Source organism: Kitasatospora sp. NPDC058162 (assembly GCF_042884005.1).
GTDB lineage: Bacteria > Actinomycetota > Actinomycetes > Streptomycetales > Streptomycetaceae > Kitasatospora.
The window spans coordinates 248,197-263,137 of sequence record NZ_JBHVUS010000007.1; the positions used below are offsets into that span (position 1 = coordinate 248,197).

Sequence of the window (14,941 nt, forward strand, 5' to 3'; positions counted from 1 at the left end):
ACCCCGAAAGGAACCCGCGAGAACCATGACGACGGAACCGAGCCTGCGCGAGAGCGAGGAGATCCAGGGTGACGTCCTGGCCGGATTCAAGAAGGACAACGTCAGCGTGCTGTTCCTCAAGTTCGAGGACGCCGCCCGGGCCCGCGACTGGCTGCGCCGGCTGACCCCGCAGATCTCCACCACCCGGCAGGTCGCCGCGTTCAACGCGGCGTTCAGTGCGGCCAGGCAGGCCTCCGGCGGCGACGACCCCAAGTCGCTGACCGCCACCTGGCTGGGCATCAGCTTCACCTACGAGGGCCTGCGGATGCTGGCCTCCACCGACCCGTTCCCCACGCCCCCGCCGGTCGGCGGCGGCCTGGAGGCCTTCAAGGAGGGCTCGGCCCAGCGGGCCGGCGCGCTCGGCGACACCGGTGACAACTCCCCGGAGAACTGGCTGTTCGGCAACGGGAAGAACCAGCCGATCCACGCCCTGCTGAAGGTCTCCGCGGACACCGAGCGGGACCTCCAGTCGGCGATCGAAGCCCAGCGGATCGCCGCCGCCGAATGCCGGGTCCTGATCGTCTACCAGCAGAACGCCCAGACCCTGCTTGGCAGTCGGCGCGGCAAGGAGCACTTCGGCTTCAAGGACGGCATCAGCGAGCCCGGCGTCAAGGGCTTCGACCGGCCGAACCCGGGCAAGCCGGAAGAGGAGGACGGCCACCCCGGCACCCGGCTGATCCCGGCCGGCGAGTTCGTCTGCGGCCTGGAGAACGACCCGTTCAGCGGCCCGCCGTCGCAGTACCCCGAGTGGGCGCGCAACGGCTCCTTCCAGGTGGTCCGCCGGCTCGCCCAGGACGTCCCCGGCTGGTGGTCGCAGGTCTCGGTCAAGCTGCGGGAGCTCAAGCAGGCCAAGGCCGTCCCGGAGAGCGCCACCGCCGAGTGGCTGGCCGCCCGGATGGTCGGCCGCTGGCGCTCCGGCGCGCCGGTCTGCAAGCACCAGGACCGGGACGTCCCGAACAGCCCGAGCGCCGCCAACGACAACGACTTCGACTTCCGGGACGACCTGGAGGGCCTGGTCACGCCGCTCTGGTCGCACCTGCGCAAGACCAGCCCGCGGGCCGGGCTCCAGGAGGCCCCGGACAAGCCCGCACTGGACCCCGGGGTCCTGGACGGCCGGCGGATCATCCGCCGGGGCACCCCGTACGGCGCCCCGTTCGACCCGGCCTCCGAGGGCCCGGGCGGCCCGGACGACCCGCGCGGGCTGCTGTTCATCTGCTACCAGGCCGACATCCAGCGGCAGTTCGAGTTCATCCAGGCCGACTGGATGGACCAGCCGAACTTCCCGCCGAACCGGGACAGCGGCGGCGTCGTCCCGCCCGGCCACGCCGACCCCAGGCCGGTGCCCGGCAAGGACCCGGTGACCCAGGAGGCCCCGGACGTCGACTTCGAGAGCCGGGGGCCGGACGGCCTGATCCACCACACCCCGGTGAGCTTCCAGCAGTTCGTCCAGACCACCGGCTCGGTGTACGCCTTCATGCCGTCCCTGAGCATCCTGCGCGGGCTCTGCGAGGGCCGGCTCACCCCGGTCGGGCAGAACGGCACCCAGACCGGCGGGACCGGCACCCAGCCGGGCGGCCAGACCGGCGGGCAGACGGGCGGCCAGACGGGCGGGCAGACCGGCGGCCAGCCCGAGCCGCAGCCCGTGAAGGCCTACCCGTGCGATGAGTTCGTCGGCGTCCCCGACCAGTACCGCAAGGGCGGCCAGAGCCAGTACTGGGCCTTCCACGGCGACCGCTGCCGGCTGATCTCGGTCGCCGACGGTTCCGCCCACACCGACCGCAAGATCAAGGACGACACCTGGCTGACCAGCTGGTCCTGCCTCCAGGGAGTCGGCCGGGTGGACTGCGTGCTGCCCGTCCCGGACCAGCAGGACCCGGGCGGCAAGAGCTGGTACTGGGTGTTCCACAGCACCAGCGGCCGCCAGCAGTACCGGCTGGTCTCGATCACCAGCGGCGGCGGCCGGTACACCACCGCGCTGGAGCGCTCGGACCGCGACCTCACCTACTGGGGCTCGCTGAGCGGGGTCGGCCAGGTCGACTGCTGGCTGCCGGTGCCGGACCAGCAGCGGGTCGGCGGCAAGAGCTGGTACTGGTGCTTCCACACCACCAGCGGCCGCCAGCAGTACCGGCTGATCTCGATCGCCGACGGCTCCGCCCACACCGACGTGCGCGAGCGCACCGACCGCGAGCTCTCCCAGTGGAGCTCGCTGAACGGGCTGACCCGGGTGGACTGCTTCCTGCCCGTCCCGGACCGCCAACGGGTCGGCGGGAACAGCGAGTTCTGGGTGTTCTGCGGCCAGAGCTACCGCCGGATCTCGGTCGCCGACGGCAGCGGCCACCCGGACCGGCTGGTCGACGGCGACCGCACCTGCGACAACTGGGCCTCGCTCGGCTGAGGCCCAGACGGGCTTTGCGCCCCCGGTGCGCCATCGCGCACGCCGGGGGCGCACTGTCCGCGCGGTGCTCTAACCTGCGGTCGTGACTCCTCCCCCGACTGAAGCCGGGGGCTTCTCACTTGGGCCCGTAGACCCTCATGACGGCCAAGCCCTGACCGCTGTCCGAGGACAGGTCACTGATTGTACTGTCATTCCGTGACACTCCGGCAGAAAGGGGCAAGGCCAGGGATGGTGACGTTCGACGAGTTCCGCGCGATGGCCCTGGCCCTGCCGGAGGCCGCCCAGGAACCGACCTGGGGCATCCAGACGCTGCGGGTCCGCGGCAAGGTCTTCGCGATGGGCGCCCCCGACGGCGACAGCGTCACGGTCAAGGCCTCCCGCGAGGACCAGGCCGAGCTGATCGCCGCCGAGCCCGAGGTGTTCTCCTTCGCCCGGTACGTCGGACGGCACGGCTGGGTGAGCGTCCGACTGGACCTGGTCGACCCGGAGGAGCTGCGGGACGTGGTCACCGAGGCCTGGCGGCGGACCGCACCCAAGCGGGTGGCCCACGAATACGACGCCCGGCATTCCGCTTAGCACCGCCGGAACGGCCACACAAGGACGTCGGATGGACACTCCCGGTTCATGTGATCCATCCCACAGTTTGGGCGTGTCCGTCACCCTCCTGTGACCTCTACGCTTTCCCAGGGAAGTCAGCAGTCCATTCGCACCCTCCGGGCACCGCCCGAGAAACGGTGACGGGCCCCAAGGGAGTTGGTGCGGTGCGCAACCGTCGACGCTGGAAGCGGGTACTGATCGGGGCGTTCGCGGGTTGTGCCGTGCTCGCCGACGCCGGTGCCTCGGCAGCCGCGGCCGCGGTCTCCTCGGAGCAGCTGGCGATCTCCACGCCCCCGGCCGGCAGCGCCGCCTGGATCCAGGACCACACCTTCGGCCGCGTCCTGCCCGACCCGGCCACCACCAGCCCGGCCGAGGCCGCCGCGTTCTTCGCCTCGCTCGCCCCCACCGAGCTGGACCGGCTGATCAAGGACTACCCGCTGGTCGTCGGCAACTACGACGGCGCCCCGCTGGACCTGCGCTACCGCGCCAACCGGATCGCCCTGGCGAACGAGCGCGACGCCGCCACGGCCCGCGCGGCCGACAAGAAGCTGGACTCGGACACCCGGGCACTGGCCGTCTCCCGCGCCAACGACGTCGAGCACCTGCTCAGCCCCGGACGGCAGATCCTCGCCTTCGACCCGCGCGGCCGCGGCCTGGTCACCGAGGTCTGGGGCGACCTCGCCGACGCCGAGCACGTCTCCGTGATCGTGCCCGGCTCCGACGCCGACCTCGGCCACTTCGACCAGAGCGCCGAACCGCTGCGCGGAGCGGCCGGCATGGCCCGCGCCCTGTACGCCGAGGAGCAGCGCCAGGCCCCGGGCACCCGTACCGCCGTGATCGCCTGGACGGGGTACGTCACCCCCTCCGGCCTCGGCCCGGACGCGGCCACCTCCCGGCTCGCCGACGTCGCCGCGCCCCGGCTGGAGCGGCTGCTGGCCGGCCTCCGGGAGACCACCCGCCCGGACGCGCCCCCGGCGCTGCTCTGCCACTCGTACGGCTCGGTGGTCTGCGGCACCGCCGCCCCGAAGATCCCGCGCGCGGCGGCCTCGCCGTCCGACACCTCCGGCATCACCGACATGATGGTGTTCGGCAGCCCCGGCATGGGCGTGCAGTCCACCGGCGAACTGGGCAGCGGCGTCCACGTGTGGGCCACCCGCAACCCCAGCGACTGGATCGGCAACGTCCCGTTCCTGGAGGTCGGCAAGCTCGGCCACGGCGCCGACCCGACCGGCAGCGGCTTCGGTGCCGAGCAGATCTCCTCCGCCCGGGCCGCCGGCCACAACGGCTACTTCACCGACGGCACCGACAGCCTGCACAACTTCGCGGCGATCTCGCTCGGGGACTACCGCGACGTCGTCCGGCCGCAGCCCAACTCCTGAGGCGCCCAGGGCTGTTACTGCTCCTGGCTGTCACTGCTCCTGGTAGAGCCGCAGGGCCTCCGCCGCCGCCCGCGCCAGCTCGCGCCGGGCGGCCGGCGGGCCCAGCACCTCGACCTCCGCGCCGAAGGCGAGCAGCGAGCGGACGGCCGCCACGGCCGGGAAGGCCATCGCCAGCTCGACCCACTCCTCGGCCGGTCCGGTGCCCGCGTCCGGCGGCGGCGCCGTGACCCGGCCGCCGTGGATGCGCAGGAACATGTCCAGCCGCCCGCGCCGGACCCGCGCCCGCACCGGCAGGTCCTTCGGCACCCGCTCCACCTGCTCGCGCAGCGCCGCCCACACCTCGCCCAGCGCCACCCCGGCCCGGCGGCGCACCGCCTCCTCGGCGGTCTCGGCGGCGAGCACCCGGTCGGCCCGGAACAGCCGCGGCTCGCCGTGCAGGTCGGCCACCAGGTACCAGACCGCGGCCTTGTTCACCAGGCCGTACGGGTCGACGGTGTACTCCACCGGCGCGGGCGTGCCGCTGTGCCGGTAGCGCAGCCGCAGCCGCCGATCGGCGAACACCGCGTACTGCAGCTCGCCCAGGTCCGGCGGGCCGCCCGCGCCCGGCTGGGAGTTCTGCATCCAGCGGGCCGGGTCGACCAGGATGCGCTCACTGACCCGCTCGGCGGCCGGGCGGTGCGGGGCGGGCAGCGCGGCCATCACCTTGCGCAGCGCCGAGCCCAGTGCGCCGTCCAGCCCGAGGTCGCTGTGGGCGCCCTGGGCGGAGAGCACGAACAGCGCCCGGGCCTCGTCGGCGGTCAGCCCGGTGACGTCGGTGCGGTAGCCGGGCAGCAGGTTGATGCCGCCGTGCCGGCCGCGTTCGGTGAACACCGGCACCCCGGCGGCGGAGAGCGACTCGACGTCCCGGTAGATGGTGCGGACGGACACCTCCAGCCGTTCGGCCAGTTCGGTGGCGGGCACCCGGCCGCGGGTCTGGAGCAGCAGCAGGATCGAGAGCAGGCGGTCGGCCTTCATGACTCCAGAATCCCAAGAATCCTGACGGCACTTGTCAGGTTTTACTGGGAGATTGCGTTCCGAGCCCGCCGGAACGGTCCGAGCAAGGGCCGCACCTCGCAAGGGCCGCATCACACAAAGGAATTGAACGCAGATGAACGCCGTCCAGGACGCCCGCCCGCAGTACCTCGCCGCCCTCGGCCAGTTGGAGAAGCTGTTCGCCGCCGTCACCCCCGCCGACCTCGACCGGCCCACCCCCTGCGACGACTACACGCTGCGTCAGCTGCTGAACCACGTGGTCGGCGGCATCCACCGGTTCGCCTTCATGGGCGAGGGCGGCCTGGCCGCGGACATCCTGCCCGGCATCGAGGACCCGTCGGACGACGGCTGGCCGGCCGCGCTCGCCCGGGCCGCCGCCCGCGCCACCGCCGCTTGGGCGGACGACGCCAAGCTGGGCCGTCCGACCTCCGCGCCCTGGGGCGAGGTGCCCGGCGGGATGGTGGTCGGCGGCTACGTGATGGAGGCGGTGACCCACTCCTGGGACATCGCCACCGCCCTCGACAACGGCTTCGCCCTGGACGAGGGGCTCGCGCACACCGCGCTGGCCATCGCCCAGCTGGTGCTGCCGTCCGAGGGCCGGGTCGAGGGGGTCCCGTTCGCCGCGGTGCGGCCGGTCGCCGAGGACGCCGACGTGCACGCCCGGCTGGCGGCCTGGATGGGCCGCAAGGCCTGAGGCCGCGGAACGCCCTACGGGCCCGGGAGGTCGTCGACCTCCCGGGCCCGTGGGGCGAACGGGCTCCGGCCCGACTGCTCGGACCCGACTGCTCCGGCCCGGCTACTCCCGCCCGGCTACTCCCGCCCGACCGAGGTGTTGCTCATGTCCGCGTAGCGGTCGCCCGCCACCCGGCCGGCCAGCGGCTCCAGCAGCGCCAGCTCCTCCGCGCTCAGCCGCAGGGCGACCGCGCCGGTGTTCTCGGCGAGCCGGCTGCGCTTGCGGGTGCCGGGGATCGGCACCACGGTCAGCTCGTGCACCTGGGCCCGCTGCTGCACCCAGGCCAGCGCGACCTGGGCGAGCGTCGCGTCGTGGGCCGCGGCGATCTCCCGCAGCGGGGCGAGCAGTTCGCCGTTGGCGGCGGCGTTCTCGCCGGTGTAGCGGGGGTGGGTGCGGCGGAAGTCGTCCGCCGCGAGCGTCCCGGCGTCCTGGAACGCGCCGGTCAGGAAGCCGCGCCCGAGCGGCGAGTACGGCACGAAGGCGACGCCCAGCTCGGCGGCGGTCGGCACCGCGGAGCGCTCGACGTCCCGGGCGAACACCGACCACTCGGACTGCAGCGCGGCGATCGGGTGGACGGCGTGCGCCTCGCGCAGCTCGGCCCCGGTCACCTCGGACAGGCCCAGCTGCCGGACCTTGCCGGCCTGCACCAACTCGGCCATGGCGCCGACCGACTCGGCCAGCGGCACGGCCGGGTCGCGGCGGTGCATGTAGTACAGGTCGATCACGTCCACGCCGAGGCGGCGCAGCGAGCCCTCCACCGCGGTGCGGATGTACGCCGGGTCGTTGCGGATGGCGCGGCGGCTCGGGTCCTCCTCGCTGCGGTCGATGGCGAACTTGGTGGCGATGACCACCCGGTCGCGGTTGGCGCGGAAGAAGGGGGCGAGGAACTCCTCGTTGCGGCCGTAGCCGTACATGTCCGCGGTGTCGAACAGCGTGACGCCGGCCTCCAGCGCGGCGTCCAGCGTGGCGAGCGCCTCGTCGGAGTCGGTCGGGCCGTAGAACTCGCTCATGCCCATGCAGCCGAGGCCCTGGACGCCCACCAGCGGGCCGTCGGTGCCGAGGGGGGCGGTGGGAAGGACGGGGTGAGTCATGCGCTCTGCTCTTCCTCTACTCGGTAGTACTGGCATCGGAGGGGGGCGCCGGTGCTGTCGGCGATCTTCCCGGCATAGAGATCGATCTTGTGGTCGAGGACGGCCAGGGTGGCCTGGAGGTCGACGATCCGCTGCCGGACCTCCTCGCGCTGGGTCTCCAGCAGCTCCCGGCGCTCGACGTAGGTCTCCTCGCCGCGACGGGCCATGTCGACGTACCTGAGCATGTCCGCCACGGACATCCCGGTCAGCCGCAACCGGCCCAGGAAGGCCAGCCGGTGCAGGTCGCCGTCGCAGTAGCGGCGCTGGCCGCCGACCGCGCGGTCGACCGGGTCGAGCAGGCCGATCCGCTCGTACCAGCGGAGGGTGTGGGCGGTCAGCCCACTGGCCGCGGCGACCTCGCTGATGGTGTGCCGCGGGGTCCGGTCCGGCTCGCCGGCCGGGCCGTTGAAGACCTCGGCGCAGCTGCGCAGACCGGTCCGGGCGGGTGCGGGTGTGGCCATGATCGATTCCCCCTGTCCTGTACCGACGACGCTACCGAGTTGGAGTGCACTCCAAGCAAGCCGCCCTGCCGGGTGCCCCCACCACCCGGCTGGGCCGCCCATTAGAGTCGACCGCATGGAGAGCTTGCGGATGATCGACAACTGGCCCGTGCCCCACGCCGCCGCCGCGGTGGTCCGGGGGTCGGACGGCGCGGTGCTGGGCGCCCACGGCCCGCAGCAGCACCTCTTCCCGCTGGCCTCGGTGACCAAGCTGCTCACCTCCTACGCGGCGCTGGTCGCCCTGGAGGAGGGCGTGTTCGAGCTGGACGACCCGGCCGGTCCGCCCGGCTCCACCGTCCGCCACCTGCTCGCCCACACCTCGGGCCTCGGCTTCGACGAGGACCGGCTGTTCGCCGAGCCCGGCAAGCGCCGGCTCTACTCCAACGCCGGTTTCGACGTGCTGGCCGCCACCCTGGCCGAGGCCGCCGGGATCGCGTTCCACCAGTACGTCGCCGAGGCGGTGTTCGAGCCGCTGGGCATGCACAACACCCTGCTGAACACCGCGAGCAAGTCCCCGGCCGGCGCCGGCGGCCTGTCCACGGTGGCCGACCTCACCCGGTTCGCCGCCGAGCTCCAGTCCCCGAAGCTGCTGGACCCGTCCACCCTCCGCCGGGCCACCCGCGAGGTCGCCTTCCCCGGCACCAGCGGCGTGCTGCCCGGCTACGGCCACCGCCGCCCGAACGACTGGGGCCTCGGCTTCGAGATCCGCGACGGCAAGAGCCCGCACTGGACCGGCACCGCCAACTCCCCCGAGACCTTCGGCCACTTCGGCCAGTCCGGCACCTTCCTCTGGGTCGACCCGCGGGCCGGCGTGGCCTGCGTCGCGCTCACCGACCGGGACTTCGGCCCCTGGGCCGTCGAGGCCTGGCCGCCGCTGTCCGACGCCGTCCTCACGGAACTGGACGGGCGGTAGCGCCTCAGCCGTACGAGACCGGCGAGTGCATCTCCCAGAGCAGGAGTTCGGCGCCGGTCTCCCCGGCCGCCGGGTCGGCGAAGGCCTCGTCGGTGATCCGCACGCTGTCGCCGGGCACCATCGACCGGCCGGCGCCCTTGGGCCCGGGGACGGTCCGGTAGCCCAGCGAGCCGGCCGTCAGGTGGGCGTACCGCCAGGGCGCCGCCGGCAGCGGGGGCAGCGGCTGCCAGGGGCCGGCGGTGGCCAGCCAGAGCGCGGCGTCCCGGCGCCGCAGCCGCAGGGCGTCGGTGCCGGCGTCGCGCTCCAGCCCGGAGGCCAGCAGCGTCAACCCGCCGTCCGCCGGTTCCACCTTGCGCAGCCCGTACCCGGGGGCGGCGTCGAACTCGTCGGGCTGCAGCCACATCTGGACGAAGCGCACCGGCCCGGTGGCGCCGCCGACGTTGCGCTCGGTGTGGGTGACCCCGGAGCCGGCGCTGAGGTGCTGGATCATGCCCGGGCGCACCACCCCGCTGTGGCCGTGCGAGTCCCGGTGGGCCAGCGCGCCCTCCAGCACCCAGGTGAGGATCTCGGTGTCCCGGTGCTTGTGCTCCTCGAACCCGGCGCCGGGCGCCAGGAGTTCCTCGTTGCACGCGAGCAGCGCGCCGAAGTGGGTGTTCTTCGGGTCGTAGTGGCCGGAGAAGGAGAACGCGTGTCGGGTCTCGACGCCCTCGGCGGGGGCGGAGCGGTAGCGCTCGGCGGTGCGGCGCAGGTCGGCACGGGGGCGGGCGGCGGCGTCGGTCACGCCCTCACCGTACTGCGCCGGACGGCGCGCACCCGGGCGCGGACGCGCCCCGCGCCCCGGGGGGTGTGACCGGCACCACCGTGCCGCTCCGCCGGGGGGTGTGCACGAGCAGTCACCCGCGTGAGGCAGTCTTGTCCTTGTGCCAGCCGCTTCCGCGAACTCCAAGAGCGACCCCAGTCCCGCAGCCGAACCCACCGGGAAGAGCCCGGCTCCCCGGACCGCCCGCGACCGCCCCGGCCGCCCCGCCCCCCGTCTGACGGCCCAGGAGCGCCGGAACGCCGCCGAGCGGGCCGAGCGCCGGGCCGCGACGCTCAAGCGCCTGGAGAAGTCCTCGGGGAAGCTGGCCACCGCCGCGATCTCGCGGATGGACGACCAGCTCGGCTGGTACCGGCGGATGCCCCCGGAGCACCGCTCCTGGATCGGCCTGGTCGCCCAGGCCGGCATCGCCGCCTTCACCGAGTGGTACCGCCACCCGGAGGCCGCTCGGGCGATCTCCACCGACGTCTTCGGCACCGCCCCGCGCGAGCTGACCCGGGCGATCACGCTGCGCCAGACCGTGGAGCTGATCCGCACCACGATCGAGGTGATGGAGGAGGCCATCGAGGAGGTGGCCGCCCCCGGCGACGAGGCGGACATGCGCGAGTCCGTGCTGGTCTACGCCCGGGAGATCGCCTTCGCCACCGCCCAGGTGTACGCCCAGGCGGCCGAGGCGCGCGGCGCCTGGGACGCCCGGCTGGAGGCCCTGGTGGTCAACTCCCTGCTGTCCGGCGACGCCGACGAGGGGGTGCTCTCGCGCGCCGCCGCCCTGGGCTGGGGCCAGCCCAGCCAGGTCCGGGTGGTGATGGGCAGCGCCCCGGACGGTGACAGCGAGCTGGTGGTCGAGGCGATCCGCCGGGCCGCCCGGTACGCCAAGCTGAACGTGCTGACCGGGGTGCTGGGCAAGCGCCTGGTGGTCGTGGTCGGCGGCGACAAGGAGCCGGTGCACGCCGCCCGGGCGCTGATCGGCCAGTTCGCGCCGGGCCCGGTGGTGATCGGCCCGACCGTGCCGGACCTGCTCTCGGCGACCCGCTCGGCGCACGCCGCCGCGGCCGGCCTGCGGGCCTGCGCCGCCTGGCCGGACGCCCCGCGCCCGGTGCTCGCCGACGACCTGCTGCCCGAGCGGGCACTGGCCGGGGACGGGGCCGCCCGCCGCCAGCTGGTGGAGGAGATCTACACACCGCTGGACGAGGCCGGCTCCGCCCTGCTGGAGACGCTGAGCGTCTACCTGGAGCAGGCGTCCTCGCTGGAGGGCGCGGCCCGGATGCTCTTCGTGCACCCCAACACGGTGCGCTACCGGCTACGACGTGTGACCGACGTCACGGGGTACGCCCCCTCCGACGTACGTTCGGCGTTCACCCTGCGGATCGCACTGGCCCTCGGCCGCCTCACCGCCGCCGGGGAGCCCGGCTGAGCCGGAGTGTAGGGACCATACAATCCCGGATGGTTTTCTTCGTTACCGTCGCCTACCCGCCCCCGGGCGCCTGGCGAGAGAGGGTTGAACCGTGCTCGTAATCGTCGCCCCTGGACAGGGTGCCCAGTCCCCCGGTTTCCTCAGCCCCTGGTTGGAGCTCGACGGTGTCGCCGACCGCCTGCAGCGCTGGTCGGAGCCCGCCGGGCTCGACCTGGTGCACGCCGGGACCGAGGCCTCCGCCGAGGAGATCAAGGACACCGCCGTCGCCCAGCCGCTGCTGGTCGCGGCCGGCCTGGTGACCGCCCGTGCGCTGTTCCCGGACGAGGACGCCGCCCGCAAGCTGACCGGCGCCGTCGCCGGCCACAGCGTCGGTGAGATCACCGCCGCCGCCCTCGCCGGGGTGTTCGGCGCCCATGAGGCGCTGACCTTCGTCCGGGAGCGCGGCCGGGCCATGGCCGAGGCCGCCACCGTCACCGAGACCGGCATGCTCGCCGTGCTCGGCGGCGACCCGGAGGTCGTCGCGGCGAAGCTGGCCGAGCACGGCCTGACCGCGGCCAACAACAACGGCGGCGGCCAGATCGTCGCGGCCGGCACGCTGGTCCAGCTGGAGGCGCTGAGGGCGGACCCGCCGGCCGGCGCCAAGCTGATCGCGCTCAAGGTCGCCGGTGCGTTCCACACCGAGCACATGGCCCCGGGTGTCGAGCGGCTCGCCGCGCTGGCCCCGAGCCTGGCCGTGGCCGACCCGCAGGTCAGCTACGTGTCCAACAAGGACGGCGGAGTCGTCGACTCCGGCGCCGAGGTGCTGGCCCGCCTGGTGTCGCAGGTCTCCAACCCGGTCCGCTGGGACCTCTGCATGGAGGCCCTCGGCCGACTGGGCGCGACCGCCGTCATCGAGCTGTCCCCCGCGGGCACGCTCACGGGGCTGCTCAAGCGCAACCTCAAGGGTGTGGCCACCCTCGCCCTGAAGACCCCGGCCGACCTGGACAAGGCCCGTGCGCTCATCGAGGAGCACGGCGGCCAGGACCGGCAGGACCCGCAGGACCAGGAGGACCAGGCATGACCAAGCCGCAGATCCGCCCCGCCACCGGCGCGCAGTTCTCCCGCATCCACGGGGTCGGCGGCTACCGTCCGGTCCGGGTCATCCCCAACTCCGAGGTCCTGGAGTGGATCGACTCCTCGGACGAGTGGATCCGCACCCGCAGCGGGATCGCCGAGCGCCGCTGGGCGGGCCCGGACGAGAGCGTCTCCGAGATGTCGGTGCAGGCGGCCGGCAAGGCCATCGCGCAGGCCGGCATCTCCGCCGAGCAGATCGGCGGCGTGATCGTCGCGACCGTCTCGCACCTCAAGCAGACCCCCGCGATCGCCACCGAGATCGCCGAGCGGCTCGGCTGCGGCACCGCACCGGCCTTCGACATCTCGGCCGCCTGCGCCGGCTTCGGCTACGGCCTGGGCCTGGCCGACGGCATGATCCGCGGCGGCAACGCCGAGTACGTGCTGGTGATCGGCGTCGAGCGGCTCAGCGACCTGACCGACCAGTCGGACCGCTCGACCGCGTTCATCTTCGGCGACGGCGCCGGCGCCGCGATCGTCGGCCCGTCCGACACGCCGGGCATCGGCAAGCTGATCTGGGGCTCGGACGGCTCGCAGGCCGACGTCATCACCCAGACCCAGGCCTGGGACACCGCCTTCGCCAAGCCCGACGCCATCAACGGCCCGGGCGAGGAGCAGGACCACAAGTGGCCGGCCCTGCGGATGGACGGCCAGCCGGTGTTCCGCTGGGCGGTCTGGGAGATGGCCAAGGTGGCCCAGCAGGCGCTGGACGCCGCCGGGATCACCGCCGACCAGCTCGGTGCCTTCATCCCGCACCAGGCCAACATGCGGATCACCGACGCCATGATCAAGGCGCTCAAGCTGCCCGCGTCGGTGCCGGTCGCCCGGGACATCGCCGAGACCGGCAACACCTCCGCCGCCTCCATCCCGCTGGCGATGGAGCGCATGCTGGAGTCCGGCGAGGCCCACAGCGGTGACCTCGCGCTGATCATCGGGTTCGGGGCGGGTCTCGTGTACGCCGCGGCAGTCGTTACGCTCCCCTAGGCGCGTTTCGCCCCATCCATCCACAAGCCCGTGTTCGGCCGACGGTCGGACGCGTTCAACACCGAAGAGGAGCAGCCAGTATGGCTACCAAGGACGAGGTCCTGGAAGGTCTCGCCGAGATCGTCAACGAGATCGCCGGCATCCCGGCGGAGGACGTCCAGGAGGACAAGTCCTTCACCGACGACCTGGACGTCGACTCGCTGTCCATGGTCGAGGTCGTCGTGGCCGCCGAGGAGCGCTTCGACGTCAAGATCCCGGACGACGAGGTCAAGAACCTGAAGACCGTCGGCGACGCGGTGAACTACATCCTCACCAACGCCGCCTGAGCGATCGACTCGTACGAGTCGCCCAGTCCGTCCGGCGTGACGCACGCCCAGGACGGCTGACCCGCCGGCCCGGCTCCGAGAGCCTGGCCGACCCGCCGGCCGGGACGCCCCACCGGGCGCCCGGCCGGGCCCTTCTTCGGCTCCGCCGCCGACCCCGCACGAACCGTGAAAGAAGAGAAACCAGTGACCGCTGAAAACCGTACCGTGGTCGTCACGGGTATCGGCGCCTTCACGCCGCTGGGCGGCGACGCCGCCACCACCTGGGAGAACCTGATCGCCGGGCGCTCCGGAGTGGCGGCCCTGACCGAGGAGTGGGCCCAGGACCTGCCGGTCCGGATCGCCGCGCGCACCGCGATCGAGCCGGGCGAGATCCTGCCCCGCCCGCTGGCCCGCAAGCTCGACCGGTCCGCCCAGTTCGCGCTGATCGCCGCCCGCGAGGCCTGGGCCGACGCCGGCTTCGAGACCCCGGCCACCGACGAGTCCTCCAAGCTCGCCCCCGAGCGCCTGGGCGCCGTGATCGCCTCCGGCATCGGCGGCGTGACCACCCTGCTCGACCAGTACGACGTGCTGAAGGAGAAGGGTTCCCGCAAGGTCTCCCCGCACACCGTCCCGATGCTGATGCCCAACTCCCCGGCGGCCAACGTCGGTCTGGAGGTCGGCGCCCGCGCGGGTGTGCACACCCCCGTCTCCGCCTGCGCCTCCGGCGCCGAGGCGATCGGCTACGCGATCGAGATGATCCGCAGCGGCCGCGCCGACGTCGTGGTGGCCGGCGGCACCGAGGCGGCGATCCACCCGCTGCCGATCGCCGCGTTCGCCAACATGATGGCGATGTCCAAGAACAACGACGAGCCCGAACGCGCCTCGCGTCCGTACGACAAGGGCCGCGACGGCTTCGTGCTGGGCGAGGGCGCCGGCGTGGTCGTGCTGGAGTCGCTGGAGCACGCCGAGGCCCGCAACGCCCGGATCTACTGCGAGGCCGTCGGCCAGGGCCTGTCCTCGGACGCCCACCACATCGCCCAGCCCGAGCCGACCGGCGCCGGCGTGGCCCGCGCGCTGGCCGACCTGTTCGACCGCAACGACCTGGACAAGGCCGAGATCGTGCACGTCAACGCGCACGCCACCTCGACCCCGCAGGGCGACACCGCCGAGCTCAAGGCGCTGCGCAAGGAGCTGGGCGAGGACCTCGACCACATCCTGGTCTCGGCCACCAAGTCGATGACCGGTCACCTGCTGGGCGGTGCCGGCGGCATCGAGACCGTCGCCACCGTGCAGGCGCTGTACCACCGGATCGCCCCGCCGACCATCAACGTCGAGGAGCTGGACGACGACGTGGACGCGAAGATCGTGACCGAGGCGACCCCGCTGCCCGAGGGCCGGATCGCCGCGCTGAACAACTCGTTCGGCTTCGGCGGCCACAACGTGGTGCTGGCCTTCCGCACCCGCTGACAGCCGTGACGGAGGGGCCGGCGCCGTACGGCGCCGGCCCCCCCCGGCAGGAGGTCCCCGGGGGGCCCGCCCCCGGGGGCGGCCGCGCCCCCGGGGGCCCCCCCCCCCCCGGGCGCACCGCGGCCC

At 73.6% G+C, this 14,941-nt stretch carries 14 protein-coding genes; 10 read left to right on the forward strand and 4 right to left on the reverse strand.

Going from position 1 to position 14,941, the window contains the following annotated elements:
• The first annotated feature begins 25 nt into the window (after nucleotides 1–25).
• The 3 genes from ACFVXG_RS16760 to ACFVXG_RS16770 all read left to right on the forward strand — a co-directional run bounded on the left by ACFVXG_RS16760 (nucleotide 26) and on the right by ACFVXG_RS16770 (nucleotide 4,410).
• Nucleotides 26–2,434, forward strand: a complete 2,409-nt coding sequence (locus tag ACFVXG_RS16760) for a Dyp-type peroxidase (protein WP_387928191.1) — start codon at nucleotides 26–28, stop codon at nucleotides 2,432–2,434.
• Nucleotides 2,435–2,662: 228 nt separating this feature from the next.
• Complete coding sequence (locus ACFVXG_RS16765) at nucleotides 2,663–3,010, forward strand: MmcQ/YjbR family DNA-binding protein (RefSeq protein ID WP_387928193.1); 348 nt, start codon at nucleotides 2,663–2,665, stop codon at nucleotides 3,008–3,010.
• Nucleotides 3,011–3,195: 185 nt separating this feature from the next.
• Complete coding sequence (locus ACFVXG_RS16770) at nucleotides 3,196–4,410, forward strand: alpha/beta hydrolase (protein ID WP_387928195.1); 1,215 nt, start codon at nucleotides 3,196–3,198, stop codon at nucleotides 4,408–4,410.
• Nucleotides 4,411–4,440: 30 nt separating this feature from the next.
• Here ACFVXG_RS16770 and ACFVXG_RS16775 read toward each other — a convergent pair whose 3' ends face one another.
• Nucleotides 4,441–5,424 (reverse strand): helix-turn-helix transcriptional regulator, encoded by a 984-nt coding sequence (locus ACFVXG_RS16775; RefSeq protein ID WP_387928196.1) that lies wholly within the window; start codon nucleotides 5,422–5,424, stop codon nucleotides 4,441–4,443.
• A gap of 133 nt (nucleotides 5,425–5,557) precedes the next feature.
• Here ACFVXG_RS16775 and ACFVXG_RS16780 point away from each other — a divergent pair, with 133 nt between their 5' ends.
• Nucleotides 5,558–6,136 carry a TIGR03086 family metal-binding protein gene (locus ACFVXG_RS16780; RefSeq protein ID WP_387928198.1) on the forward strand — a complete coding sequence of 193 codons (579 nt, stop codon included), beginning with the start codon at nucleotides 5,558–5,560 and terminating at the stop codon, nucleotides 6,134–6,136.
• 116 nt (nucleotides 6,137–6,252) lie between these two features.
• On the opposite strand, the gene ACFVXG_RS16785 is transcribed toward ACFVXG_RS16780, so the two are convergent.
• Together ACFVXG_RS16785 and ACFVXG_RS16790 are read right to left on the reverse strand one after the other, a co-directional pair.
• Entirely contained in the window at nucleotides 6,253–7,266 is a 1,014-nt protein-coding gene (locus ACFVXG_RS16785) for an aldo/keto reductase (RefSeq protein WP_387928199.1), read from the reverse strand.
• Nucleotides 7,263–7,766 (reverse strand): MerR family transcriptional regulator, encoded by a 504-nt coding sequence (locus ACFVXG_RS16790; protein ID WP_387928201.1) that lies wholly within the window; start codon nucleotides 7,764–7,766, stop codon nucleotides 7,263–7,265. The genes ACFVXG_RS16785 and ACFVXG_RS16790 overlap by 4 nt, the downstream gene beginning before the upstream one ends.
• Nucleotides 7,767–7,881: 115 nt before the next feature.
• Here ACFVXG_RS16790 and ACFVXG_RS16795 point away from each other — a divergent pair, with 115 nt between their 5' ends.
• Nucleotides 7,882–8,718: a serine hydrolase domain-containing protein gene (locus ACFVXG_RS16795; RefSeq protein WP_387928202.1), complete on the forward strand. Its 837-nt coding sequence runs from the start codon at nucleotides 7,882–7,884 to the stop codon at nucleotides 8,716–8,718.
• A gap of 4 nt (nucleotides 8,719–8,722) precedes the next feature.
• On the opposite strand, the gene ACFVXG_RS16800 is transcribed toward ACFVXG_RS16795, so the two are convergent.
• The gene (locus ACFVXG_RS16800; protein ID WP_387928204.1) at nucleotides 8,723–9,499 is read right to left on the reverse strand and encodes a pirin family protein; all 777 of its coding nucleotides are present in this window, start codon (nucleotides 9,497–9,499) and stop codon (nucleotides 8,723–8,725) included.
• Nucleotides 9,500–9,752: 253 nt separating this feature from the next.
• On the opposite strand from ACFVXG_RS16800, the gene ACFVXG_RS16805 reads away from it, so the two are divergent.
• The 5 genes from ACFVXG_RS16805 to fabF all read left to right on the forward strand — a co-directional run bounded on the left by ACFVXG_RS16805 (nucleotide 9,753) and on the right by fabF (nucleotide 14,815).
• A complete protein-coding gene (locus ACFVXG_RS16805) occupies nucleotides 9,753–10,949 on the forward strand; it encodes a PucR family transcriptional regulator (protein ID WP_387928425.1) in 1,197 nt (398 codons plus the stop codon).
• 91 nt (nucleotides 10,950–11,040) lie between these two features.
• Nucleotides 11,041–12,009, forward strand: coding sequence for an ACP S-malonyltransferase (locus ACFVXG_RS16810; RefSeq protein ID WP_387928206.1), 969 nt, complete (start codon nucleotides 11,041–11,043; stop codon nucleotides 12,007–12,009).
• Nucleotides 12,006–13,043: a beta-ketoacyl-ACP synthase III gene (locus ACFVXG_RS16815; protein ID WP_387928207.1), complete on the forward strand. Its 1,038-nt coding sequence runs from the start codon at nucleotides 12,006–12,008 to the stop codon at nucleotides 13,041–13,043. Before ACFVXG_RS16810 ends, ACFVXG_RS16815 begins: the two co-directional genes overlap by 4 nt.
• Before the next feature lie 80 nt (nucleotides 13,044–13,123).
• Nucleotides 13,124–13,369, forward strand: coding sequence for an acyl carrier protein (locus ACFVXG_RS16820; RefSeq protein ID WP_350509391.1), 246 nt, complete (start codon nucleotides 13,124–13,126; stop codon nucleotides 13,367–13,369).
• Between the two features lie 183 nt (nucleotides 13,370–13,552).
• Nucleotides 13,553–14,815, forward strand: a complete 1,263-nt coding sequence (gene fabF, locus ACFVXG_RS16825) for a beta-ketoacyl-ACP synthase II (RefSeq protein WP_350509392.1) — start codon at nucleotides 13,553–13,555, stop codon at nucleotides 14,813–14,815.
• The last annotated feature ends 126 nt before the right edge of the window (nucleotides 14,816–14,941 follow it).

Bases quoted from the DNA above. Each gene is read 5' to 3' on its own strand.
- ACFVXG_RS16760 (WP_387928191.1), top strand. From the start codon at position 26: ATGACGACGGAACCGAGCCTGCGCGAGAGCGAGGAGATCCAGGGTGAC.
- ACFVXG_RS16765 (WP_387928193.1), top strand. From the start codon at position 2,663: ATGGTGACGTTCGACGAGTTCCGCGCGATGGCCCTGGCCCTGCCGGAG.
- ACFVXG_RS16775 (WP_387928196.1), bottom strand. From the start codon at position 5,424: ATGAAGGCCGACCGCCTGCTCTCGATCCTGCTGCTGCTCCAGACCCGC.
- ACFVXG_RS16780 (WP_387928198.1), top strand. From the start codon at position 5,558: ATGAACGCCGTCCAGGACGCCCGCCCGCAGTACCTCGCCGCCCTCGGC.
- ACFVXG_RS16785 (WP_387928199.1), bottom strand. From the start codon at position 7,266: ATGACTCACCCCGTCCTTCCCACCGCCCCCCTCGGCACCGACGGCCCG.
- ACFVXG_RS16790 (WP_387928201.1), bottom strand. From the start codon at position 7,766: ATGGCCACACCCGCACCCGCCCGGACCGGTCTGCGCAGCTGCGCCGAG.
- ACFVXG_RS16795 (WP_387928202.1), top strand. From the start codon at position 7,882: ATGGAGAGCTTGCGGATGATCGACAACTGGCCCGTGCCCCACGCCGCC.
- ACFVXG_RS16815 (WP_387928207.1), top strand. From the start codon at position 12,006: ATGACCAAGCCGCAGATCCGCCCCGCCACCGGCGCGCAGTTCTCCCGC.
- ACFVXG_RS16820 (WP_350509391.1), top strand. From the start codon at position 13,124: ATGGCTACCAAGGACGAGGTCCTGGAAGGTCTCGCCGAGATCGTCAAC.